Below are 24,831 nucleotides of genomic sequence, written 5' to 3'. Positions count from 1 at the left end.
TTCAGGCGCATCAAAATATTTGTGCCTGTTTAGCCTCATCGCAATTTGAAAACACATAATTCCTGATTTTTGAAAAATGATCATTTTGCGGCATTAACATTATCTTTGCGCTGTTGCCATACATACAACTTATAACTCATAACATACAACTTTCCCATGCCTACTCTCCGTCAGCTTTTTTTGGCTAATAACGCGCAAACTACCAACTTTCCTTTATTGCTGGAGTTTGAGCGCGCCGAGGGTATTTATATGTACGATGCATCAGGCAGGGGGTTTATTGACCTGATATCGGGCATTGGCGTAAGCAGCCTTGGGCATGGTAACCCTTATGTAAAAGAGGCTATTAAACAGCAGGTTGATAAATACATGCACCTGATGGTTTACGGCGAATTTGTGCAAACACCGCAGGTAATGTTTGCACAGAAACTTGCATCGTTGTTGCCAGATAATTTGCAATCGGTTTATTTTACCAATTCGGGTACCGAGGCGGTGGAGGGCGCGTTGAAGTTAGCTAAACGATTTAGCGGCAGGCAACAGATCATCGCCTGCCACAACTCGTACCATGGCAGTACCCATGGCGCTTTAAGCGTAATGGGCAACGAGGAGTTTAAGCAAGCCTATCGCCCGTTACTACCCGGGGTAGGGTTCATCAACTTTAACAACACCGATGACCTGCAATTGATAACCGACCAAACCGCATGCGTTATCATAGAAACCGTGCAGGGCGAGGCCGGAGTGCGGGTACCTGACATCGCCTATATGCAAGCTTTGCGTAAGCGGTGTGATGAAACGGGTGCGTTATTAATTTTGGATGAAATTCAGGCGGCATTTGGCCGTACCGGGAAGTTGTTTGCTTTTGAGCACTTTGGTATAGCACCCGATATTTTGTTGCTGGCCAAGGCGCTGGGCGGTGGTATGCCGATAGGGGCATTTATAGCATCAACCCAAATTATGGGTGCGTTAAAGGATAACCCTATACTTGGCCACATAACCACGTTTGGGGGCCACCCGGTATGCTGCGCGGCGGGCTTAGCAGCATTGGAGGTATTGATTAATGACAACCTTATACCTGGCGTAGCCCAAAAAGAGGCTTTGTTCCGGCAACTACTGGTACACCCGGCTATTAAAGCGGTGCGCGGTAAAGGCTTGATGCTGGCCGTTGAACTGGAAAATTTCGACCTGAACAAGAGAATAATAGACCGCTGTATTGAAAACGGTGTAATAACCGATTGGTTTTTACATTGCAGCAACTCCATGCGGCTTGCGCCGCCGCTCATTATCCAACCCCAGGAGATAGAGCAGGCCTGCGCGGTGATCATCGAAGCAATAGGATACTACACCCTATAATTTGACAAAATTTTGCAGAGATAGCGTCCGAAATTATCTTAATAACCAGGTTTGCAGGTGCTGTTATGTAACTTTTACGGTATCTGTATTAAATAATATCTCATAATATTTATTTTTAGTTAAACTGGTATGGTTTATGCAACTATCACATAACCGTAGTAGAAAGTGTCTTAGTGGCCTTTAATCAGAAGAATTTGCATACAAATGCACTTTTTTGTGGTCGTTTGACTAAACAAGTGCCTCCATATTGCTGTTTACTTATACAACTACGGGTTTTAATATTTCTATCGAATTATGAAAATCGCTTATATATCAACTTACCCGCCCCGCGAGTGCGGCTTAGCCACATTCAATTACAATTTAATGTGCGCTATCAGTGCTAATTATCCTGAACGCAAATCATTATTGCAAGGTGGTTTTGTAGTAGCGCTTAATGACTCTGAAGACCTGCATGAGTACGAATACCCGGATGAAGTAAAATATGTTATTCGCCAAAACCATCAAAAGGACTATATCCGCGCGGCCAATTACATTAACACCAGTGCCGCTGATGTTTGTATTATGGAACATGAATTTGGTATTTATGGTGGCGAGAGCGGTATTTACATATTGCCATTGATAAACAGGCTGGAAAAACCACTGATATCAATATTACACACTATATTAAAAGACCCCAGCTACGTGCAGCGCATTATCATCCGCGAAATTGCAGAACAATCATCAAAGATTATCGTGATGAGCCAGCGTGCGGTGGAATTTTTAACCACTATTTATGAAATTCCTGCTGATAAGATCCAGATTATAGAGCACGGTGTACCTGATGTTGAAGCTTCTGAAGAAAATTCCGTAAAAACGTTAAGCTCGTTTAAAAATCACCAGGTGATGCTTACTTTCGGACTGATCAGCCGTAATAAGGGATTGGAAACCGTAGTAAGAGCTTTGCCCAAAATTGTTGAAAAACACCCCGATGTAATGTATGTTGTATTAGGTAACACTCACCCGGGCGTTATAAAAAATTCGGGAGAGGAGTACCGCGATCACCTGAAATCGCTGGCAGCGCAACTGGGGGTATCTAAAAACCTATCGTTCATCAATAAATTTGTATCTGAACAGGAGCTGGTGGATTACCTTACGGCCTGCGATATTTACGTAACCCCCTACCTTAACGAGGCTCAAATTACCAGTGGTACCTTATCTTATGCCGTTGGCGCGGGTGCCGCAGTTGTTTCAACACCTTACTGGCATGCTACTGAATTGTTGGCAGATGGCCGCGGCAGACTGTTCGACTTTAAAAATTCTGATGCCCTTGCCGATACGGTAATTGAACTGCTTGACCAGGACAGGGTTTTAAAGGAATTGAAAGAAAATGCCTACCAATACGGCCTGCACCTGCGATGGCCGGTAGTTGGGGGCGAATTTATAAAAGCTGCCAAGGAGGCTATTTTACGGTTTGATTTTAGTGATAAGATATTAAAAAACAGCATTGTTGACCCTGAAGTACTACCAAAGTTCAGCCTGACACATGTTTTGCGGCTAACTGACGATACGGGGATTGTTCAACACGCCAAATATGGCATTCCTAATTTAAAAGAGGGTTACTGCCTGGATGATAACGCCCGCGCGCTTATCATGGCCCTGATGGCTTACCAGCGCAGCGGAAGCAAGGAGGCCTTTGAACTGCTGCCCATTTACCTCAGTTATATACATTATATGCAAACGGATGACGGTAACTTCCGTAACTTTTTGAGTTTTGACAGGCGTTACCTGGATGAGGTTGGTTCTGAGGATTCATTTGGTCGCACCATCTGGTCGTTAGGGCATTTGATTGGGTGCGCTGCCAGTAACTCATACAGGGAGTTTGCCTTAGAGATTTTTCATAAATCGGTACCCCATTTTGCTGCTTTAAAACATCTAAGGGGTATAGCGAATACAATTATAGGTATTAGCCTTTACCTGCAGGCCGTACCTACTGATGACGGCATGATCAGGATTTTAAATGATTTAACACAGCCCTTAATAAATGCCTATGAAAATACACAATCGGATGATTGGCAATGGTTTGAAGATAAGATGACTTATGACAACGCGATACTTCCGCTGGCCTTATTACATTCCTGCGAAATAACCGGGAACGAGGATGCCAAACGGATTGCCCTGGCTTCGATGGCGTTTTTAGATAAGCTGACTTTATCAAATGGTTATTTAAGCCCTGTGGGCAACGATGGCTGGTATCACCGTGGCGGCACTTTCCCAACGTTCGATCAGCAGGCTATCGAAACCATGGCCATGGTACTGATGCATTTTCAGGCTTACCACATTTTCAGGGTGCCACAATATGTGGAGAAAATGTTTCTGTGCTACAAATGGTTCCTGGGCGAAAATACCCTGCGTGCCCCGCTTTACGACCACGAAACCAAGGGTTGTTGCGATGGCTTGTTGCCTGGCGGCATTAACCGCAACCAGGGCGCCGAAAGTACGCTGGCTTACCTGATTTCGCATTTGACGGTATTGAAGGCTTTTGAGCTGGAATACGAGTACAATAAATACGGTCAGAAACTGGAAATTTGCTAAATGAAGGTAGCTGTTTTAGCCCCCGTAGCCTGGCGTACACCACCCCGGCATTACGGTCCCTGGGAACAAATTGCATCTAACATTGCCGAAGGCCTGGTACAACTGGGTATTGAGGTAACGCTCTTTGCTACCGGCGATTCGACAACTACCGGTAAACTGGATGCAATTTGTGATACAGGATACGAAGAAGACCGAAGCCAGGATGCCAAAGTGCTGGAATGTTTGCACATTAGCAACCTGATGGAGAAAGCAGCTGAGTTTGATATTATTCATAATAATTTCGATTTTTTGCCGCTCACTTATTCCGGGCTCATTAAAACGCCTGTTATCACCACTATACATGGTTTTTCGTCGCAGAAGATTATCCCGGTTTATAAAAAATATAACGACAGGGGGTATTATGTATCCATCAGTAATTCAGATCGCAGCCCCCAGCTGGATTACCTGGCTACTGTTTACAACGGTTTGGATACCCGAGATTTTGAGTTTTATAAACAGCCGGAAGATTACCTTTTGTACTTTGGCCGCATCCATCCCGATAAAGGCACTGCCGAAGCCATTGATATAGCCCAAAAAAGTAAACGGAAGCTGTTAATTGCAGGTATTATCCAGGATGGGAATTACTACCGTGAACGAGTTGAACCTTTTTTATCAGATCAAATAAAATATATTGGCCATGCCGGACCCGATGAGCGGAAAAAATTGTTAGGCAACGCTATTGCCTTGCTACACCCCATCAGGTTTAATGAACCTTTTGGTATGAGCGTAGCCGAAGCCATGCTTTGCGGAACGCCTGTAATAGCCTTTAACAAGGGATCGATGCCGGAATTGATTAAAGATGCCCAAACCGGATTTTTGGTAGATAGTGTTGATGAGGCTGTTGAGGCTGTGGGCAGGTTAGCCGAAATTAACAGAATTGATTGCTGTAACTGGGCGGCTTCGCAATTTTCGGGGGATAAAATGGTTGAAGACTATTTAAAACTATATAAGAAGATACTGGATATATAACTGAGAGTAATCACATAAAGAAGCCTATGCGGTACTTTAAGCACCACACAACACCGAAAAGGCATCAGCTTCTTGCCCGAAGCTATCAGCCGGCATCCCTTATCAATTCGTTTTCCTGGGAAGAATTGCCTGGTTCCGGCTGATTGGCATAATCACTTAGCGGCCTTATTTTGGTTTCGCCAAGCAGCGGGTAAGTGTTCTCAGTAACTTCTTCCTGCTGTGGTGGTAAAACCTCGTTTGCGCGGGCATAGCTATAGCCTAACCTTTTGTTTTCTTCCTCAATAAAATTAAACAAATCGCCAAGGCACGAATAAACCGACTGCAAATATTTGTAGTTGGTTGATGTAAGGCTTTTGCCTACATCTTCGGGGCCTTTGCCCGGCTCACAAAAATTAAGTTTGGTAATAATACCATTAATCAGCTCAACTTCAAATTTGCCCTCATTGTGCCAGGTTAAGCTGTTTTTTATTTCTCTGAAATGATCCATGGCTTTATAAGTTTTTTATCATATAATAATTTGTAACGTTCATTATACCAATTAAATATACTAAATTATTTATATTCAATGGACATGCCAGACTCCTTTTTTTTCAAATCTTTTTAATAACCTGTTGTATTAATTCGCAACGGCTCTTTTTGCATATGAACCACAGAGAAACAGGAATGGAGCGCCAAATAATTCGCTTATTATTTAGGACGGTTTGTCGTTTATTGGAGGCCAATAAAATGACGAACAAGCAGATTTATGGGGCAGTTTATACAGCTTCAATAAACATTTTATAAAAATGCCCTGGCGGTAGTGCAGAGAAACTTAGGAAGTTTCAAAAACTTAATAAGTTTGGCGGACACCTGAATTAATTATTTTCATAACTTGCTGTTAATTAACCTGCAGCAATGGCAAAGCATAAATTAGGTAACCCGGTATTTATAGCCGCGGTTTTGTTGCTAATTGTAAACGATTGGTACTTTAAACAAACGTTTCATAACGATTTAACCGGCAAACTTTCTGATTTTGCCGGCTTGTTTGCGTTGCCATTTTTGTTGAGTGCTTTATTTCCGCGGAAAATAAAGCTGGTTTACTTTTTTACATTACTGTTTTTTATAGTTTGGAAATCGCCTTTAATGCAGCCTGTTATCAATGCATTAAATGGTGCCGGCGTGCCAATTCACCGCACAATTGATTATACCGATTATATAGCACTGCTCATTTTGCCTGTGTCTTTTTATCAGTTTAACAAGCAGGCAGAATATCACTTCAAACCGGTAATTTTAAATATGCTGGTGGTGGGTTGTTTGATATCTTTTATTGCTACAACCATGCCTCCGGGTGCTTATACCAGGTTTAATAATATCAATAAAGTATACACCTTCAATTTTTCTAAGCGTGAACTGGTTTCCAGGATTAATGCCCTGCAACTTGATTACGTTCATGATTTTAATAAATACGTTCAGGACAATAATAAACACAGTTACGGCGCGCTTTACAAAGATACTGCAAGGGTTGATTTTGACAGCAGGAGCAATATTTTCTATTACAGTTCGTCGTTGATCAAAAACAAAAGAGATACGTTGGCCATGCTTATTGATTATGAACGGGTAAAAGATGCGGATACCATAGTTTTAAAAACGATGTATGCCAGCCTGAACATCAGCGGTAACAATAATACATCGCAGCTAAAGCTCTTGAATTTAACTAATTACGTACGTAAATCAGAAAAGGGTGATCACAAAGAAATTGCTGTCAGGATTTTTGAAAAGTTTACTCTTAAAAAAATCAGCACCAGTTGGCGATAGCGTTTATTGCTAATCAAAAAACTCCTTAAAAGAATTGATCGTTATCTTTTCGTTGGCCAACTCTATGTAGTAAGCAGGCACGGTGTTGTATAACGATGCCCAGCCTGTAAATGTGCTTGGCGGGCCAAAAATATAGTCACATTCGGCAAGTAAATACAAGTCGACAATTGCAGGCCGTTGGGCAATTACGGTTTTGAAACCGCTAAACTCATTAGCGTCCAGCTTTTCCTGCGAGCATATGATAAACACGCATTGTTTGCCTGCAAAAAGTTGCTCTGCCTGGCCCATTTTGTTAATATATACCTCGTTGCTATAAAACCATTTGCCACCATTAAAATCAATATAATCGCCACGCCTGATGTGTACACCAATGAGGATATCGCCCATGTTTCGTGCACGGTTAACTTCCTGTTGTATTGCATCCCTGAATTCCTGTTTGGGCGAAAATAGATTTTTAATTTGCGGCAGGTATTTTTTAAAATTAACGTAATCGCGGTAAACCCAGCCTTCGGGTATCACAACCTGGTGCTGTGCCAATTTAACAAATTCGGGACTGTTGATATCGTATTGCGAAAGCTTCAGATCGTTTTCGGCAATTGAGTGAAAGATGATGCCCGGCAGTTTAATCCTGAATTTTGAAGCGAGCGTATGAAGCTTATTTAAAATTTTGTTTATGGCTTTTTGCTTTATTCCGGGCCTTGTAAACGTAACCCTAAGCACGTCATCGCCGGCAGGGCTAAACCAACTGTAATACTCCGGGAAACATGTTACAAGCAATGGATAACTATAAGCCTTACTGTTGGCTATAAAGTATGACAGAAAGTGCAGCCTGTTGGCCAGCTGGCCATTTATCCGTTTAATAATAACCACCTGATGACGCTTTATTTAAGTGGTTAAATTAATATTATTTAAGCTGATAACAAAAGCGGCGTTATTCGCTTTGATCGTTCTTCAATTTATCCAGTAACTCCTGCAGGCCAACCTCTGCAAAGGCGGTTGATGAATCGGACACACCATAAGGTATTATCAGTTTTTCATTATGAATTATCGCCCCGCATGAATATAGTACATTGGGTACATAGCCTTCGCGTTCATCGCTGTTGGGGATAAGCAAGGGCTCGCGCAGGCGGCCAATTTCGATGGCAGGGTCATCCAGTTTTAATAAGCTTGCACCCAGTACATAGCGGCGCATAGGGCCTACACCGTGGGTTATCATCAGCCAGCCATCTTTGGTTTCAATCGGCGATCCGCAGTTGCCTATCTGTACAAACTCCCAGCTAAAGCGGGGTTGCTGCAGCATAATTGGTTTTTCCCAAATATTAATCTTATCGGCGTACATGATATAGTTATTACAACCATCAATACGCGAAATCATTACAAACTTGCCATTCACCTTACGCGGAAACAATGCCAGGTTTTTATTTTGGGCCCCCGCACCATATAACGGCATTATTTTAAAATTATAAAAATCGGTAGTTTGTAACAGTTTTGGCATAATAAGCGCCCCGTCATATGCCGTATAAGTTGCATAATAAACCGAAGTATCGTCGTCGTTTCTGAACTGTACAAAACGGGCATCCTCAATACCTTTGCGCTCATACTCCGATATTGGGAATATCACCCTGTCGGAGATATCTGTATCCAGCGAAAAAACTATTTCGTAGTACGAGTCGGCCAGCCACAGTACTTTGTCGTACTCCAGTTTCTTCATATCGCTTTCCTGCAATTTTTGCGAATCGATAATGATGCGGCGGAGGTTGGCGTATTCAAAATGGTGATCCAGCTTGGATTCCAGTTCGTGTAAAATATCAATATTGATCTGCGTGACGGCGGCTTTATCAAAAAACAGCTTTTTATTGTATACCGCGTTCCTTACAATTTCGGCTTCGTCAATATAACTGCCGGCAGGTAAAATGGTGATGTTGTTATATTTATCTATCATCCCTCTGCGAAAGGTAATGGATGAGATATGCCCTTCGCCTACGGCCCTGAAACTAATAATTACCCTGCGTTGCCCATCTTCCAACTCGGTTTGGTCGGGATCTTCCACGATAGACGGATTGAAAAAAGCAGCCGATTCAATAGAATACTCATGGGTAAAATAGGAGCCTATAAGCAGCTTGCGGTTAATAGTTAATGTATCGTAATCGATATTTAACTCTAAAAAAAGCGGCTTTAATTTGCTGCAGTGCCGGTTTAAAACCCTGGTTATATTACGGTGCCGTTTGGAGTATTCCTGCAATAGCGGCGACACAATGCCGAAGGCTACCTCTTCGCTTATTTGCATAACGCGTTCAATTACTTCTTTTGCACGATCGTTCCCATTGAAAAAAAATCTGGCAATAACGCGTTTAGGATCGGGGTTAACTCTTATTGGTTTTCGTTCGATGGAAAGTCTCATATATACAATAGTAGTATTTATTTGGTAACACCATTAAGCAGAAATTGATTTAGCTATTTTTCAAAAAGAGAATCAAGGGTTAAGAATTAAAACAAATTTTCATTGATAGGCCTGAATGTAAATTTTTTGTCTTGATTCCTGATTCTTGGCTCTTGACTCTAAAATCTCGTAACTTGCACACTTATGAATGTTTTGATTGTTGAAGACGAAAAGGGCTTAGCCCTTGAGGTTGACGAATTTTTAAGTCACGAAGGGTTCACTGTTGAGCACGCCCGCACTAAAAAATCGGCCGAAGAAAAGATCTTTGTTAATAATTACGATTTTATCCTGCTTGATCTCGGACTGCCCGATGGCGACGGTTTCGACCTGTTAAAAATGCTGAAAGGGCTTGACAAGCGCGATGATGCTGTTATTATCCTAACCGCCCGTGGAGCGGTTGACGACAGGGTATCGGGCCTGGAGCAAGGCGCAGACGATTACCTGGCCAAACCGTTCTCATTAAACGAGTTGCTGGCCCGGATGCACGCCATTACCCGACGAAAACATAGGCTGGAGAGTAACGACATTAATATAAAAGGCCTTAAAATAAATATTCAAAACCGCACGGTAATGTTTAACGATGAACGTATAAACCTCACCAAAAAGGAATTTGAGATTTTGAATTATTTAGTGCTCAATAAAAACAGGGTGATATCCCGTACCAATCTTACCGAACATGTTTGGGGCGATGTACTTGAAATAAACAGCGACTCGAATTTTGTTGATGTACACGTAAAAAACCTGCGCAAAAAGCTGTCGCAATACATCTCTATTGATTGGTTTGAGACGGTACGGAGTATAGGTTACCGCGTGAATATTTAAACAAACCGTCAATGAAACTGCAGGTAAAACTGGCCCTGTATAATACTTTAACCAAGGTAGCTATCATCCTGTTTACAGGGTTGTTCATCCTGTTATCTATCGAGAAGATCTCTTATAACCATATTGAATTGCGGCTGCAGAATGATAAGCGGGAAATATTAAGAAGCCTGTCATCCAAAGAAATCAGCGGATATCTGAGCACTCAAAAAATTTATACCGATTATAACATTCTTAAGGAGGAGTTTATCTCTATTAAGCCTGTGAAATATGAACCCGTATTGGCCCCCAACGGCGGATTTACCACCGAGCGACGCGAAATAGACCGCAATATGCAGGATTACCGGGTGTTATCGCACCGTTTTAATCTTAAAAACCATACTTACATGCTGGAGGTTGGGGTGGCCATTGAATCGGTTGAGGAATTAAAATCCATCATTAAAAAATTCACCATTGTGGTGTTGATTATAGCATTGGTTTTAACCCTGTTAAGCGACCTTGTGTTCACCAAATTCCTGCTGGCGCCTTTTTACCAGATCATCGACCGGAAATTGATTAAGGTGAACGACCCGATGAATTTTGATTATGGAAAAATAAAGACCACTACGCAGGATTTTGAATTGCTGGATGACAGTATCAGTTCGCTTATGAAAAAGATCTCGAACCTTTTCATCCTCGAAAAACAATTTATTGCCAATGTATCGCATGAATTGCTTACGCCGATATCCATTATCAGTTCAAGGCTGGAGAATATTTTATTGCATGAGGAATTAAGCGAGGGCAGCGAAAATAAAATGCATGCCTCGTTAAAAACGCTTAACAGACTTAAGTCTATCATCAATAGTTTGTTACTAATATCGAAAGTTGAAAACAACCAGTATGATAAAGCGGATATGGTAATGATTGCGGCCATAGTTATGGAAATACGGGAGGAACTGGAAGATCGTATTGAAGAAAAGGAGTTGAAGTTTACCAATAATCTCAAATACATTTATACCATACAGGGCAACCGGCCGCTTATGCATACGTTATTGTTTAACATTATTAATAATTCAATAAAATATAACAATCCGGGAGGTAGCATTACCATTTCTGATGAACTTAAAGATGGTATTTATACAATTATCATTGCCGATACTGGCGCCGGGATGGAAAAAAAGCAAATAGAAAGCGCCTTTAACCGTTTTGAAAAGCTGGATACCGATGAAAAAGAGAGTTATGGCTTAGGCCTGGCTATAGTTAAAAGTATTACTACCTTTCATGGTATTAAAATAAAAATAAACTCTGTAAAGGGCGAGGGCACATCGGTAATGTTGATATTTAATACACCTATACAGGTTCAATAACTTATATCATTTTATTTCGCTTAGCAAGGTAAGTTTTTAGCACGTTATGATAGCTTTCATTAATGTCAACGTCAACCAGATCAATGTGGTATTGGGCGCATTTAAGCTCAAGTTGGTGGCGATATTCGGTTAAGGTTGCTTTGTAGGCATCCCGTACTTTGCTGGGGTGCACCTTTACTTCGGCACCGCTTTCTATATCGATAAAATGATGTGGGCGGTTATCAAAGTTAAAGTCTACTTCTTTTTGCTTATCGCTAACGTTAAAAATAATTACTTCGTGTTTGCTGAACTTCAGGTGCTGAACCGCCGCGAACAAGGCTTGCACCTTATCGGGGTTAAGGCTATTTTCCAGCATATCGCTAAAAATAATGACCATGGATCGCTGATGAATCTCGTTGGCAACATGGTGCAATACCTGTGTTATGTTGGTAACTGTATTGGCTTTGGGGTTATTATAAGCCTTCTCCAGTTCGGCGTATAAATGAAACAGGTGTGTTGTAGTTGATTTTGCCGAACTCAGCCAATCTACCTTGTCTGAAAAAAGGCAGAGCCCAAACGCATCTCTTTGTTTTTTAAACAAATGCATTAATGATGCAATGGCATAGATAGAAAACTGCAGCTTGCTGGTCCCTTTTTCGGGGAAGTTCATGGACGACGACGTATCCAGCAGCAGGTAGCAGCGCAGGTTGGTTTCTTCCTCAAATTGTTTTACAAACAGCTTATCGGTACGGGCCAGCAATTTCCAATCGATGTTTTTTACCGATTCGCCGTTGTTGTATAAGCGATGCTCGGCAAACTCAACCGAAAAGCCATGGAAAGGGCTTTGATGCAGGCCGGTTATAAAACCTTCAACTACCTGCCGGGCCAACAGTTCAAGGTTGGCTAACTGCAGTATTTGCTGATCGTCGTTTAATTTGGGCATAGGGCTAATATAGGGCATAAAAAAAGCGTTGCCAACATTAGCAACGCTTTTTAAAGTAAAATATGGTGGATTAAGTTATTAATAAACTTAATTTATGCCTGTACGGATTAAGCTAATTGCTTAGCTAATTTATCAGTTAATACTGATTTTGGAACTGCACCAATTTGTTTATCCACTATTTCGCCATTTTTAAAGAACAATAAAGCAGGGATATTACGGATACCGAATTTTACAGATATACCTGGGTTGTTGTCGACATCAACTTTACCAACAACAGCCCTGCCTTCGTATTCTTTTGCAATATCTTCAACTACCGGACCAACCATCCTACACGGACCGCACCATTCAGCCCAAAAGTCAATAAGTACGGGTTTGTCTGATTTCAGGACAAGTTCGTCAAAGTTTGCATCAGTTATTTCTAAAGCCATGATTTCTATTTTTTAAATTTTGTTGTACAAATATATACTATTCAAATAGCTTGCCACAAACCACACCTGACAATGTGACAATTATATTGATATAAGTTATCCACTTAACGCTGGCGTGACTGTAAGTTTTTAACAAGAGATCAAATCAAAATAGTTATTGGCAACTGATTATGCTCCGTATTTTTTTCCCGGCCGCCTGCTTGTGTGAAAAATAGCATAAATAAATATCACATTGTTTTGAGGGTAAACCTTGTAAATAATTAAAAAAGGAAAATCATCTATTGTAGCCTCACGTAAGTTTTTGTTTTTATTGGGATATAACAGTGGATATTTACTAATGCGGTTTAATTTTCTTTCTACAGCCGTCTCAAAACGACTTCCCAATCCGGCCAATTGCTCTTCGTACCACAAATAGGCTTCAAGATATTCAACTTGCGCTTTAGGCAAATATTCAATATCGTATTCCACTATGATCGATGATTTCTCGCCCGCTTCTTAACTTCTTCCCAAGATATACCCTGTACCTTTCCGCTTTCATAATCATCTACACGAGCATTTATCTCGTTCAAAAAGTCTTCGTCTTCCCACAGATCAATATCCATCTTAATCTCACTTTCCACCATAGTATATATTGCCCTCACTTTTTTATCTTCAGCGAAGCGAATGTACTCCTGTAGTCTTTCTCTGATTACTTCCGTTTCCATAATAACGATTATGTTGTCAATCAAATTTAACTTATTAATTCAAATATTACAAGAGCCCTTACCCCAACAAAGGCTGCGTATTCGTAATGTTAAATATCCCCTCAATCAAATCATCGCTTGGGTTTACTTTAAAATTTTTGGATGATAGCTCCACATGCATGGCCTCTTCGCGGTTATTGATCTTGAAGCGTAGTTTGCAGTTTTTTACCGGGTATTTTTGGTTATTCTCGTCGATGATGTGTTGTATATCGTCAAGTAATTTACTGCTGAGCATGCTCACATCTATACAAACTGTTAATGATTTGGTGAGCTTATCGCGCATTTCGGACAGTAAATCCATCACCAGGATGCGCAGATCCCAGTTGTCCTTTTGGCGGAATTTTTCTTCGATGGTGCCTTTGATATGTAAAAAATAACCATCCATCATCATGTTGCGGAATTTCACATAATCATCGCCAAACAAGGCAAACTCGTACGATTCATTGTAGTCCTCCAACACGAAGGTGCCAAAGGGTTTACCGGTTTTGGTTATTTTATGCTGAACACTGCTTACCAGCCCGCCTATCCGGATTTCGCCACGTTTACGTAACTCGTTAAAAGCACCCATTATCTCTTCGCCACCTTCGCCCGAGCGTGCTTTTTGCATCAGTTTCAAATCGCTGATGGTGCTGTTGCAAAAGCGGTCAAGTTCTACCTTATAGTTATCCAGCGGGTGGCCGGTGAGGTAAATTCCGATCACCGTTTTTTCGTATTTCAGCTTCTCTATCAATGGCCATTCTTCAGCCTCGGGCATGGCCGGTTCAGGTACATATGATGCTACCGAGCCACCAAATAGCGATGATTGTGAGCTGCTTTGCACATTCTGGTAATCATTGGCGTATTTGGTAAGGCGTTCAATACCAGTTAATACACCAACATCTGTTTTTGCAAAAAACTGGGCGCGGTTATAGCCAAACTCGTCAAAGGCGCCGCCGTAAACCAGGTTTTCGTATGATTTTCGGTTTACGCTACGGGTGTTCGACCGGCGGGCAAAGTCATAAACAGATACGTAAGGTCCGTTGGCAACCCGTTCCTCAATAATACTTTCAACCGCTTTATCGCCCACACCTTTAACGCCGGTTAATCCAAAGCGTACCTGGCCTTTTTTGTTCACAGCAAACGCCATGTCCGACTCATTAATATCCGGGCCTAAAACCTCTACACCCATCCGCCGGCACTCCTCCATAAAAAAGGTGATCTTTTCCATGTTGTTTTGGTTGTTTAAAACCGCTGCCATGTACTCGGACGGATAATGCGCTTTTAAATAAGCTGTTTGATAGGCTACGAAAGCATAACAGGTGGAGTGCGATTTATTGAACGCGTACTGCGCAAAGGCCTTCCAATCGGTCCATATTTTGGTCAGCTTATCTTTGGGGTGACCTTTGGCCATAGCGCCATCCATAAACTGGGCCTCCATTTTGTTGAGTACCTCAATTTGCTTTTTACCCATGGCCTTACGCAAAACGTCGGCATCACCCTTGCTAAAGCCGGCCAGCTTTTGCGATAAAAGCATCACCTGCTCCTGGTATACGGTAATACCATAGGTTTCGCCCAGGTATTCCTCCATGTCGGGCAAATCGAACACGATAGGTTCGCGGCCGTGTTTACGGGAAATAAAGTTGGGGATGTACTCAATCGGGCCTGGCCGGTACAGGGCGTTCATGGCAATTAAATCCTCAAACTTATCGGGCTTAAGCTCGCGCAGGTACATTTGCATACCATCACTTTCAAACTGGAAAGTACCATTGGTATCGCCACGCTGGTAAAGCTCATAAGTTTGCAAATCATCAAGCGGGATGTAATCAATATCGATGTGTACACCATGATTTTGTTTGATCATCCGGAGCGCATCTTTAATAATGGTAAGGGTTTTAAGGCCCAAAAAGTCCATCTTAATTACACCTGCATCTTCAATTACACGGCCATCATACTGGGTAACCAACAGGTCGGAGTCTTTGGCAACGGCTACCGGAACAATATCAGTCAAGTCATATGGGGCAATGATGATGCCCGCCGCGTGTACGCCGGTATTACGTACCGAACCTTCCAGCTTGGCAGCTTCGCGCAGTACCTGGCTGCGCAAATCGTTGCCATTTAATATCTCTTTAAGCTCGGGTACCTGTTCAATAGCATCTTTTAGGGTAATGCCCAGTGTATCGGGTACCAGCTTTTTAATTAAGTTCATTTCGGATAGCGGCATATCCAATACACGCCCCACATCCTGGATACTGGTACGGGCAGCCATCGAGCCGTAAGTGATGATCTGTGCTACCTGGTTTTTGCCATACTTATCTACCACGTAATCAATAACCTTTTGGCGGCCTGCATCGTCAAAGTCCGTATCAATATCGGGCATCGATTTACGGTCGGGATTCAGGAACCTCTCGAACAGGAGGTTGTACTTCATCGGGTCGATGTTGGTGATCCCGGTACAATAGGCTACCACCGATCCCGCTGCCGAACCACGGCCCGGACCTATGAATACACCCATATCCCGGCCCGCTTTTATAAAGTCGGCCACAATTAAAAAGTAGCCGGCAAAACCCATCGTTCTGATGGTGAACAACTCAAAGTTAATGCGCTCTTCAGTTTCGGGCGATATATCAATATAACGTTCCTTGGCACCCATAAAGGTAAGGTGCTTCAGGTATTCCCACTGGTTCAGTGTATCGGCATCACCGGTATTGTGAATTTTAAACTCTTCGGGTATTACGTAATTGGGTAACAGGATATCCCGTTTAAGCTTTAAAACTTCCACCTTGTCCACAATCTCGTTGGTGTTATCCAATGATTCGGGCAGGTCTTTAAACAGGTGGCTCATTTCCTGCTGGGTTTTAAAATAAAACTGGTCGTTAGGGAAACCAAACCGATAGCCACGGCCGCCTTCCTCATCGGTAGCAATTGGCGTGCTTTGCATATCGCCGGTGTTCACACAAAGCAAAATATCATGCGCATTGGAGTCTTGCTGATCTACATAATGCGAATCGTTGGAGCAAATTACCTTTACATTATATTTTTTCGCGTACTCCAGCAGTACTTTATTTACGGTGTTTTGGTCGGGAATATCATGGCGCTGCAGTTCGATGTAATAATCTTCGCCAAACAAATCAAGCCACCATTTAAACTCGGTTTCTGCGGCTTCGGGGGTATCCCTTAATATAGCCTGGGGCACCGATGCGCCAATACAACAGGTGGTGGCGATAATGCCTTTATGATGTTTTAAAATCAGTTCTTTATCAATACGGGGCCACTTGCTGTAAAGGCCTTCCATGTAGCCGTATGAACACAGTTTGACCAGGTTTTTATAACCTTCGGGATTTTTGGCCAGCATCAGCTGGTGGCGGCGGATGTCTTTTTTTTCCTTGGTAAAAGTTTTCTTATGCCTGTCATCAACCACGTAAAATTCGCAGCCCACAATGGGTTTTACATTGTGTTTACCTGCCTCGGCCACAAATTTAAATACACCAAACATGTTTCCATGATCGGTAATGGCCAGGGCTTTCATCCCGTCAGCTGCGGCCTTTTTGTACAGTTTAGAGATGTCGGCGGCACCATCAAGTAACGAGAACTGGGTATGAACGTGTAAGTGAGAAAAATCTGGCATAGTAAATCCGTTTCAACAAAATCTGTAGAAATACAAAGTTATTAAAAAACAAGTTCGCAGGGTTGAGTGTTGAAAAAACAAAAGCCCCTCCCAACCCTCCCCGGAAGGGAGGGCTTCTAACGCATTTTATTAAAGTCTCCCCTACCGGGGGAGATTTAGAGGGGGCCGGGCTGACTTTAGCACATTATTTGACTATATTAAGCGCATCGATCTTCACCTTTGAAAAATTAATACAATTGAAAAAAATACTACGAATAACCCTCAAAACGATACTTTGGATACTGGTGAGTGTAGTTTTACTGGTTGTCCTTGTAGTTATTTTGATACAGGTGCCCGCCGTGCAAAATTTTGCAAAAAATAAAGCGGTAACTTTTTTACAAAACAAAATCCACACTAAAGTTAAAATAGGGCACATCAGCCTCGGCCTTCCTAAGCTGCTGGTGTTGGAAGATGTATACTTTGAAGATCAGAAGAAAGACACCCTTATAGCCGGCGAAAAATTAAAGGTGGATATCAGCATGCTTAAGCTGTTGCACAACCAGGTAGAAGTTAATGAAATTAACCTGCAAGGCATCACAGTCAACATAAACCGTGGCGCTGACAGTGTTTTTAATTTCGATTACATTATCAAGGCATTCGCAGGCGAACAAAAAAAAGAAGTTAAGCCTGAGGATACAACCTCTACCATGAAATTTTCTGTTGATAATGTGAACCTGGACAGGATCAATGTAAAATACAAGGATTTGACTACAGGCAACGATGTGAAGTTCCTCCTTGGCCATTTTGATACCCGGATAAAGGATTTTGATATGGATAAAATGAAGTTTACCATACCCAAAATTACTTTGTCGGGCGTAAATGCACGCATCATTCAAACACCGGCAGGATCTTCAATAGCACAGGCAGCCAAAGTTGATACCGCGGTACAACCCCTGAACCTGGATTTAAATTTAGGCCAGGTAGATCTGTCTAAAATAAAAGTTGATTACCAAAGCAGCGAAATGACGGCTAATATCAGTTTGAATAAGCTTTTTGTGGAGATGAATAAGGTAGATCTTAAACACCAGAAAGTAGGCATTAAAGACATTGAACTGAATGATACTAAAGCAGCTTTTAGCTTTGCCAAGCCCCAAACTGTAGCCAAAGCCATTATCAAAACCGCAAAAAAACTGGATACGCTGGTGGCCTCGCCGCAGTCATCGCGCTGGGCGGTTACTTTAGGAAAGATCAGCTTAATCAACAATAACGTTAAGTTTGATAATAACGCGCAAAAGGCTATAGCCAGGGGCCTGGATTATGCGCATATGGATATCCGCAACCTTAATGCCAATGCCGAAAATATTTCCTATAATCCGGATACTATTTCGGGAAAAATCAACAGCTTTTCCTTTGCAGAAAAAAGCGGGTTAAAGATCAATAAGTTTCATACAGCATTTTTTTATGGGCCCACCAATGCCTATATGAATGACCTGCTGTTGCAAACGCCGCAAACCACGTTGCAAAAATCGGTACAGGTGCGCTATCCTTCTATTGCTGCTATCAGTAAAAACGTTGGCTCATTAGGCATTAATGCCGATTTGAACGGCAGCCGCCTGGGGTTAAAAGATGTGCTACTATTGATGCCCACAATGGCTTCCATGGAACCATTTAAATCATCGCCGGGGGCTGTATTTAAAATAAACGGCAAAGTAAGGGGGCAGGTAAATAACCTGGATATCCCCAGCCTTGATATTGCCGGACTAAGCAACACCCGCATTAAAGCATCGGCAAAGCTTAAAGGCCTGCCCGATATAAATAAGACCTATTTTGATGTTACCATAAATGACTTTAACACCAGCCGTGCCGATATTGCCAAACTGGCACCGGCAGGCAGCATCCCCGAAAACGTAACTATTCCCGAAAATATGAACCTGAAGGGGAACTTTAAAGGCGGGATGTATACTTTTAACACCAAACTGGGTTTGAGATCGAGCCTTGGTGCCGCGGATGTTATTGTGTCGGTAAAAAACTTACAAAACAAGCAAAAGGCGAGTTATAAGGCCAATATTAAAGTTAACGAGCTAAATGTAGGTGCGCTTACCAAACAACCGCAAACCGTAGGTAAAATTACTTTAACTGCTAATGTGGATGGTTATGGCCTTGACCCTAAAACGGCCAATATCAAGTTTGACGGTAACCTGGCCAATGCGTACGTAAAAGGTTATACCTATAAAAACCTGGTTTTAAAAGGCAGTTCGCACAATGGGGCTTACACCGCTATGGCCCGGATGAAGGACCCTAATATTGATTTTAGCCTGGATGCCAAAGCCAATCTGAATAAAAAATATCCTTCGGCTTCGGGCACGTTAACCGTTGACAGCATCAACCTTAAGAAACTTAATTTTACAACGGGCGAAATGCGCTTTCATGGCAAGATAGAGGCTGATGTGCCAACCGCCGATCCTGATTACCTGAACGCCGATGTTGAGGCTACCGATTTGCTGGTGGTAAACGGAACCCAACGCATAAAATTGGATACAATAAGCCTTATATCTACCGCTAATGCCGATAGCAGCACCCTGCGCTTAACAACGCCCGTATTGAGTGCCCACATGGCCGGTAAATACAAGCTTACCCGGGTTGGCGATGCTGTGCAGGATGTAATTAATAAATACTTTAATACCGCCATTGCCGGTGGGCAGCAAGTGGCCATTACCAAAAAGGATGCAAAAGGTAAATTGGTTAAAACAGGCAAAGTTAAACCTGCCGTAGCCGCCAAATATTCGCCGCAGCAATTTGTGTTTGATACTAAACTGGTTAAAACACCTTTGCTTACCCAGTTTGCCCCCGATTTAAAACAACTTGACCCGGTACTGTTAAAAGGTAGTTTTAATAGCGATAGCGGCGAACTGATTGTAAACGGATCGATACCAAAAGTGGTTTACGGTACCAATACCATTAACAAGGGAAACCTAAAAATAAATACAGGCAACAATGCGCTTAATTATAATCTATCTGTAGATGAAGTTAAAGTTGGCTCGTCGGTTGATTTGTTGTATACCAGCCTATCGGGCAGCGCCCAAAACAATAAGCTGGGCGTAAGCTTACAGGTAAAGGATGTTGCAAAAAAAGAGCGTTTTCGTGTAGCAGGCGCCTTGAGTGTTTTGCCAGATGAATACCGGTTTAGCTTTAACCCCGATGGCCTTTTATTAGATTATATGCCATGGGCGGTTAATGCCGATAACTTTTTGCAATACGGGCCGAAAGGAATATTAGCCCATAATTTTACTATAACCAACAATAACCAGGTGCTTAGCATTAATAGCAAAACGCAGGAAATGAATGCGCCGGTTGATGTTAAGTTCAGCAATTTTAAAATAGAGGGCCTTGCCAAAATGGCCAAACAGGATAGCCTGCAGGTAGGGGGCGTTATTAACGGAGATGCGGAGATTAGTAATTTCCAGGCTTCGCCGGTATTTACTGCAGCAATCAACATTAACGATTTTAATTTTAAAGGAGATACCGTAGGTAATATTGCCTTAAAGGTAAATAACCAAACGGCCGATGCTTACGCCGCCAATGTGGATATTACGGGCAAAGGGAACCAGGTTAAATTAGATGGCATTTACTATACCAATCCGGAAAGTAAGTTTGATCTTAACCTGAACATTGTAACCTTAAACATGAAAAGCATCGAAGGTTTTGCATTTGGCAATATCCGAAACGCATCCGGTATCATCAGCGGTCAGTTAAAAATATCAGGAACAACTACAGCTCCGTCAATTCGCGGCGATGTTAATTTTAACAAAGTGGGTTTTAATGTTGCTATGCTCAACTCCTATTTTACCATGCCTAAGGAGAGCATTACTTTTAATGACCAGGGTATCCGTTTTAATGATTTTACTCTGGTTGATTCAACCGGGAACAAGGCTATTGTTACCGGCAGCGTGTACACAAAAAACTATACCGACTTTGCTTTCGGCCTGGATATCAACTCCAATAATTTCAGGGCCGTAAACTCTACCCAGGCAGATAATAAACTTTTTTACGGTAAGCTTTATATCGATAGCCGCATCACCATCCGCGGCAATATGATAAAGCCCGTGGTTGATGCCACCCTTACAGTAAACCCCAAAACAGACATGACCTTTGTGCTGCCAACTACCGATCCGGGTATTGAGGACAGGGCGGGCGTAGTTGAAGCTATTGATCAAAATGCGCCAAAGCTGGATTCGATACTGTTGGCCAGGCAGTTGGATTCGCTCAAAAAAGCGGATGTAAAAGGGCTGGATGTATCGGCCAATATAAAAATAGATAAGGACGCAGCTTTCACTATTGTGGTTGACGAACGCAATGGCGATATAGTGCATCTGAAGGGCGAAGCCAATTTAAACGGCGGCATTGACCCGAGTGGGAAAATAAATTTAACGGGTACTTATGTGGTTAATTCGGGTTCATACAACCTGGCGTATGCTACCGTAAAGCGCACCTTCCAGTTTAAAAAGGGCAGCACCATTGTGTGGACAGGTGACCCCACCAGCGCTAACATTGATTTGACAGCGGTATATGTAGCAAACGTGCCCCCGATAGACCTAGTTGAAAATCAGCTATCAGCAAATGATAATTCGGTGATGTATAAGCAGAAGCTGCCATTTAATGTTAACCTGAGCCTTAAAAATCAGCTGTTAACGCCAGATATCAGCTTTGATATTGTGTTGCCCGAAGGTACTAACACCGTATCATCAGATGTAGTAAACAACGTTAATACGCGGCTTGCCCAGGTAAGGCAGGACCCTAACGAGCTTAATAAACAAGTATTGGGTGTACTGGTGCTGGGCCACTTTATTGGGGATAACCCACTGCAAAGCCAGGGTGGCGGTGGTGGCGTTGAAGGTGCCATCCGCAATAGCGTGAGCAGCTTGTTATCAGACCAGTTGAATAAACTCGCCGGGAGCCTGATCTCGGGCGTTGACCTGAATTTTGGATTAACATCGGGCGAGGATTATTCATCAGGTACGGCAACAAACCGTACCGATTTAAACGTTGGCCTATCCAAACGTTTCCTGAACGACAGGCTCACGGTATCCGTAGGTAATAATTTTAACCTTGAAGGCGCACAGCAGGGGCAAAAAGCCACCAACATTGCCGGTGATGTTTCGGTGGGTTATAAACTGAGCAAGGATGGCCGTTATGCGTTACGCGCCTACCGTAAGGACGAATTTATTGTGATACAGGGCCAGGTTATTGAAACAGGTTTGGGCTTTACGCTAACCGTAGATTATAACCGTTTCAGGGAAATCTTCCGTAAGCGTACTGAAGAAGAAAAAGCATTACGCCGCAAGTACAGGCAGGAACAAAAGGAAAAAGATAAAGCCAAAGAGGCCGCCGATAAAGCAGCCGCCGAAAAAGCACAAAATACACCTACAAGCTAAGCCCATGAGCAAACATTTAAGATATATATTGATATTAATATTAACTGTTTTACTGAACGCCTGTAGTAATACAAAATACCTTGCGCCTGGTCAAAAATTGTATACGGGTAGCGAGGTTAAAATTGCCGATAAAGATTCGATCAGCAAAAGTGACCGGGACTTAATTACCGACGATTTAACATCGTTGCTGAGGCCTTATCCTAATGGATCTGTTTTAGGACTGAGGGTAAAACTATATATCTACAACATCACCAAAACAAAAAAAACAAAAGGCCTTGCACATTGGCTTAATACCAAATTTGGCGAGCCGCCGGTTTTGATAAGCGCGGTAGATGTCGATAAAAATGGCAGCATACTCCAAAACCGTATGCAAAATATAAGCTATTTTCAGGCGCAGGTTAATGGTGATACGGTTAGCAAAGGCAAAACAGCTAAGGCAGTGTATACCGTGTATGCAGGCCCTTCTTATAAGATCAGGAAAGTGGGATTTCCTAAAGAAGGCGAGGATGCCGATACGGCCATTGCCGGAACGGCCGCCAAAACATTGTTGAAACCGGGCGATAAGTTTAACCTTGACGTTATAAAAAACGAGCGCCTGCGGATTGACGCGAAATTAAAAGAGGAGGGTTTTTTCTTTTTTTCGCCCGATGATATTATTGTAAGGTATGATAGTACTGTGGCTAATCACCAGGTTGACTTGTTTGTTAAAATAAAAAACAGCACCGTTGAACGGGCTAAGGAGGTTTACACCATCCGGAATATTTATGTGTATCCCAATTATTCGTTAACAGATACTTCGCTGATGCTCGACAAAGCAAAACATTACCGCTGGTATAACATAGTAGAAAGACGAAAAACCATCAGCAGCTTTGCATTTGCCAATACGGTATTGCTGCATCCTAATGATATTTACAGCCGGACGGTTCATAATAATTCCTTAAACAGGTTTGTAAACCTGGGCCCTTATAAATTTGTAAAAAACAGGTTTGAAGATGTAACCCCCGATTCGCCTAAGCTGGATGTGTATTATTTTTTAACGCCGTACAAGCGTAAATCATTACAATTTGAGATCCTGGGCCGCACTACATCTGCCAATTATACCGGTACCCAGGTAAACCTGAGCTGGAAACACCGGAACGCCTTTATGGGGGCCGAGGCGTTGGGCGTTACACTTTTTGGTAGCTCTGATGTACAGGTAGGAGGGGGCAACAATGGTTTTAACGTATACCAGTTTGGTATTCAAACCACTTTGTCGTGGCCGCGATTTATTAGCCCTATTGAGCCCCGGGCCGATAATGCCTATATACCGCATACCAATTTAACTTTGGGCTATACCATTGTTAACAGGCAAAAGCTTTATAACCTAAATTCATACAATGCCACATTTGGCTACAACTGGAAAGAAAACGCGCATCGGACCCATGAATTGAATGTATTGAATTTTACATTTGTAAACCCCTTGAGTGTATCCCAGCTATACCTTGATAGCATAAGCGGTGTGAAGCATCCGGGAGTATTGCCAAACCCGGCTTTAAAGCATGTTATTGATAAGCAATTGATATTGGGGCCAAGCTATAGTTATACCTATACCAACACCACTGACGACTATCGAACCAACACCATGTACTATAACGGAAAGGTAAGTTTATCCAATAATTTGTACGGATTAATTACCGGTGCCGATACAACTGCAGGTAAAGTGCGTAAGTTATTCGGTGCCACTTTTAATCAGTATGTAAAATTTGAAAACGAAATTCGATATTTTCATAAAACGGCGCCAAGCAGTACCATAGCGTCCAGGGTTATCGTTGGTGTAGGATTACCTTACGGAAATTCTACACAGCTACCTTACAGTCAGCAGTTTTTCATAGGCGGCCCTAATAGTTTGCGGGGTTTCCAGGCCAGGTCAATTGGTCCGGGTCACTTTAACCCCACAGCAACCGTGGCGCAGAATAATTTCTTCCCCGATGAATCTGGCGATATTAAGCTTGAAGCCAACATTGAGTACCGGCCAAAACTATTCAGTATTGTTCGCGGCGCATTGTTTGCCGATGCCGGTAATATCTGGCTGCTCAATTCAAACAGAGGCCAGCCTGGTGGGGCTTTTGGTAAGAAATTTATTAATGATATAGCGGTTGATGTTGGCTTTGGTTTGCGCTTTGATATTACGGTACTGGTATTGCGTACAGACCTGGGCGTGCCGCTCCGCACCCCATACGTTCGCCCCGGCGAGCCCCAATGGAACCTTGACTGGCACAGGAGCGTATTTAACCTGGCAATAGGATATCCTTTTTAATTATTGAATTATTGATTTACTGAATTATTGAGTTAAGTGTAGTTGAAAACCTACTAATTCAGTTATCAATAATTATAATCTGCATATTTGCACATCTGTAAT

At 42.4% G+C, this 24,831-nt stretch carries 16 protein-coding genes; 8 read left to right on the top strand and 8 right to left on the bottom strand.

What is annotated here, in order from left to right; genetic code table 11:
• Positions 1-156: 156 nt before the first annotated feature.
• From BMX56_RS19380 to BMX56_RS19370, 3 genes are all read left to right on the top strand, one after another.
• Complete coding sequence (locus tag BMX56_RS19380; protein WP_090651325.1) at positions 157-1,347, top strand: aspartate aminotransferase family protein; 1,191 nt, start codon at positions 157-159, stop codon at positions 1,345-1,347.
• A gap of 294 nt (positions 1,348-1,641) precedes the next feature.
• A complete protein-coding gene (locus BMX56_RS19375) occupies positions 1,642-3,918 on the top strand; it encodes a glycosyltransferase family 4 protein (RefSeq protein ID WP_090651324.1) in 2,277 nt (758 codons plus the stop codon).
• Complete coding sequence (locus tag BMX56_RS19370; protein ID WP_090651323.1) at positions 3,919-4,926, top strand: glycosyltransferase family 4 protein; 1,008 nt, start codon at positions 3,919-3,921, stop codon at positions 4,924-4,926.
• Positions 4,927-5,011: 85 nt separating this feature from the next.
• Here the strand turns inward: BMX56_RS19370 and BMX56_RS19365 are convergent, their stop codons facing one another.
• On the bottom strand, positions 5,012-5,413 hold the full coding sequence (locus BMX56_RS19365) for a hypothetical protein (protein ID WP_090651322.1): 402 nt from the start codon (positions 5,411-5,413) through the stop codon (positions 5,012-5,014).
• 407 nt (positions 5,414-5,820) lie between these two features.
• Between BMX56_RS19365 and BMX56_RS19360 the strand changes: the two genes are divergently transcribed.
• On the top strand, positions 5,821-6,720 hold the full coding sequence (locus tag BMX56_RS19360; RefSeq protein WP_090651321.1) for a hypothetical protein: 900 nt from the start codon (positions 5,821-5,823) through the stop codon (positions 6,718-6,720).
• Between the two features lie 9 nt (positions 6,721-6,729).
• Here the strand turns inward: BMX56_RS19360 and BMX56_RS19355 are convergent, their stop codons facing one another.
• Positions 6,730-7,590, bottom strand: coding sequence for an alpha-1,2-fucosyltransferase (locus BMX56_RS19355; RefSeq protein ID WP_090651320.1), 861 nt, complete (start codon positions 7,588-7,590; stop codon positions 6,730-6,732).
• A gap of 61 nt (positions 7,591-7,651) precedes the next feature.
• On the bottom strand, positions 7,652-9,121 hold the full coding sequence (locus BMX56_RS19350; RefSeq protein ID WP_090651319.1) for a glycoside hydrolase family 130 protein: 1,470 nt from the start codon (positions 9,119-9,121) through the stop codon (positions 7,652-7,654).
• A gap of 183 nt (positions 9,122-9,304) precedes the next feature.
• On the opposite strand from BMX56_RS19350, the gene BMX56_RS19345 reads away from it, so the two are divergent.
• Complete coding sequence (locus BMX56_RS19345) at positions 9,305-9,982, top strand: response regulator transcription factor (RefSeq protein WP_090651318.1); 678 nt, start codon at positions 9,305-9,307, stop codon at positions 9,980-9,982.
• An 11-nt stretch (positions 9,983-9,993) separates the two neighbouring features.
• Positions 9,994-11,325: a sensor histidine kinase gene (locus BMX56_RS19340; RefSeq protein WP_090651317.1), complete on the top strand. Its 1,332-nt coding sequence runs from the start codon at positions 9,994-9,996 to the stop codon at positions 11,323-11,325.
• A gap of 1 nt (position 11,326) precedes the next feature.
• On the opposite strand, the gene BMX56_RS19335 is transcribed toward BMX56_RS19340, so the two are convergent.
• From BMX56_RS19335 to dnaE, 5 genes are all read right to left on the bottom strand, one after another.
• Positions 11,327-12,247: a DUF58 domain-containing protein gene (locus BMX56_RS19335; RefSeq protein WP_090651375.1), complete on the bottom strand. Its 921-nt coding sequence runs from the start codon at positions 12,245-12,247 to the stop codon at positions 11,327-11,329.
• Between the two features lie 107 nt (positions 12,248-12,354).
• Positions 12,355-12,675, bottom strand: coding sequence for a thioredoxin (trxA, locus tag BMX56_RS19330; RefSeq protein WP_090651316.1), 321 nt, complete (start codon positions 12,673-12,675; stop codon positions 12,355-12,357).
• Between the two features lie 168 nt (positions 12,676-12,843).
• Positions 12,844-13,143, bottom strand: coding sequence for a type II toxin-antitoxin system RelE/ParE family toxin (locus tag BMX56_RS19325; protein ID WP_177183864.1), 300 nt, complete (start codon positions 13,141-13,143; stop codon positions 12,844-12,846).
• Positions 13,143-13,379 carry an addiction module protein gene (locus BMX56_RS19320; RefSeq protein ID WP_090651314.1) on the bottom strand — a complete coding sequence of 79 codons (237 nt, stop codon included), beginning with the start codon at positions 13,377-13,379 and terminating at the stop codon, positions 13,143-13,145. Before BMX56_RS19320 ends, BMX56_RS19325 begins: the two co-directional genes overlap by 1 nt.
• Positions 13,380-13,437: 58 nt before the next feature.
• Positions 13,438-17,022 carry a DNA polymerase III subunit alpha gene (gene dnaE / locus BMX56_RS19315; RefSeq protein ID WP_090651313.1) on the bottom strand — a complete coding sequence of 1,195 codons (3,585 nt, stop codon included), beginning with the start codon at positions 17,020-17,022 and terminating at the stop codon, positions 13,438-13,440.
• Between the two features lie 236 nt (positions 17,023-17,258).
• On the opposite strand from dnaE, the gene BMX56_RS19310 reads away from it, so the two are divergent.
• Entirely contained in the window at positions 17,259-22,433 is a 5,175-nt protein-coding gene (locus tag BMX56_RS19310) for a translocation/assembly module TamB domain-containing protein (RefSeq protein WP_090651374.1), read from the top strand.
• A 4-nt stretch (positions 22,434-22,437) separates the two neighbouring features.
• A complete protein-coding gene (locus BMX56_RS19305; RefSeq protein ID WP_090651312.1) occupies positions 22,438-24,729 on the top strand; it encodes a translocation and assembly module lipoprotein TamL in 2,292 nt (763 codons plus the stop codon).
• Positions 24,730-24,831 lie beyond the last annotated feature (102 nt).

It is taken from the genome of Mucilaginibacter sp. OK283, from assembly GCF_900110415.1.
Lineage (GTDB): Bacteria > Bacteroidota > Bacteroidia > Sphingobacteriales > Sphingobacteriaceae > Mucilaginibacter.
The sequence above is the reverse complement of the archived record's forward strand: the minus strand, read 5'-3'. Positions and strand labels throughout refer to the sequence as shown.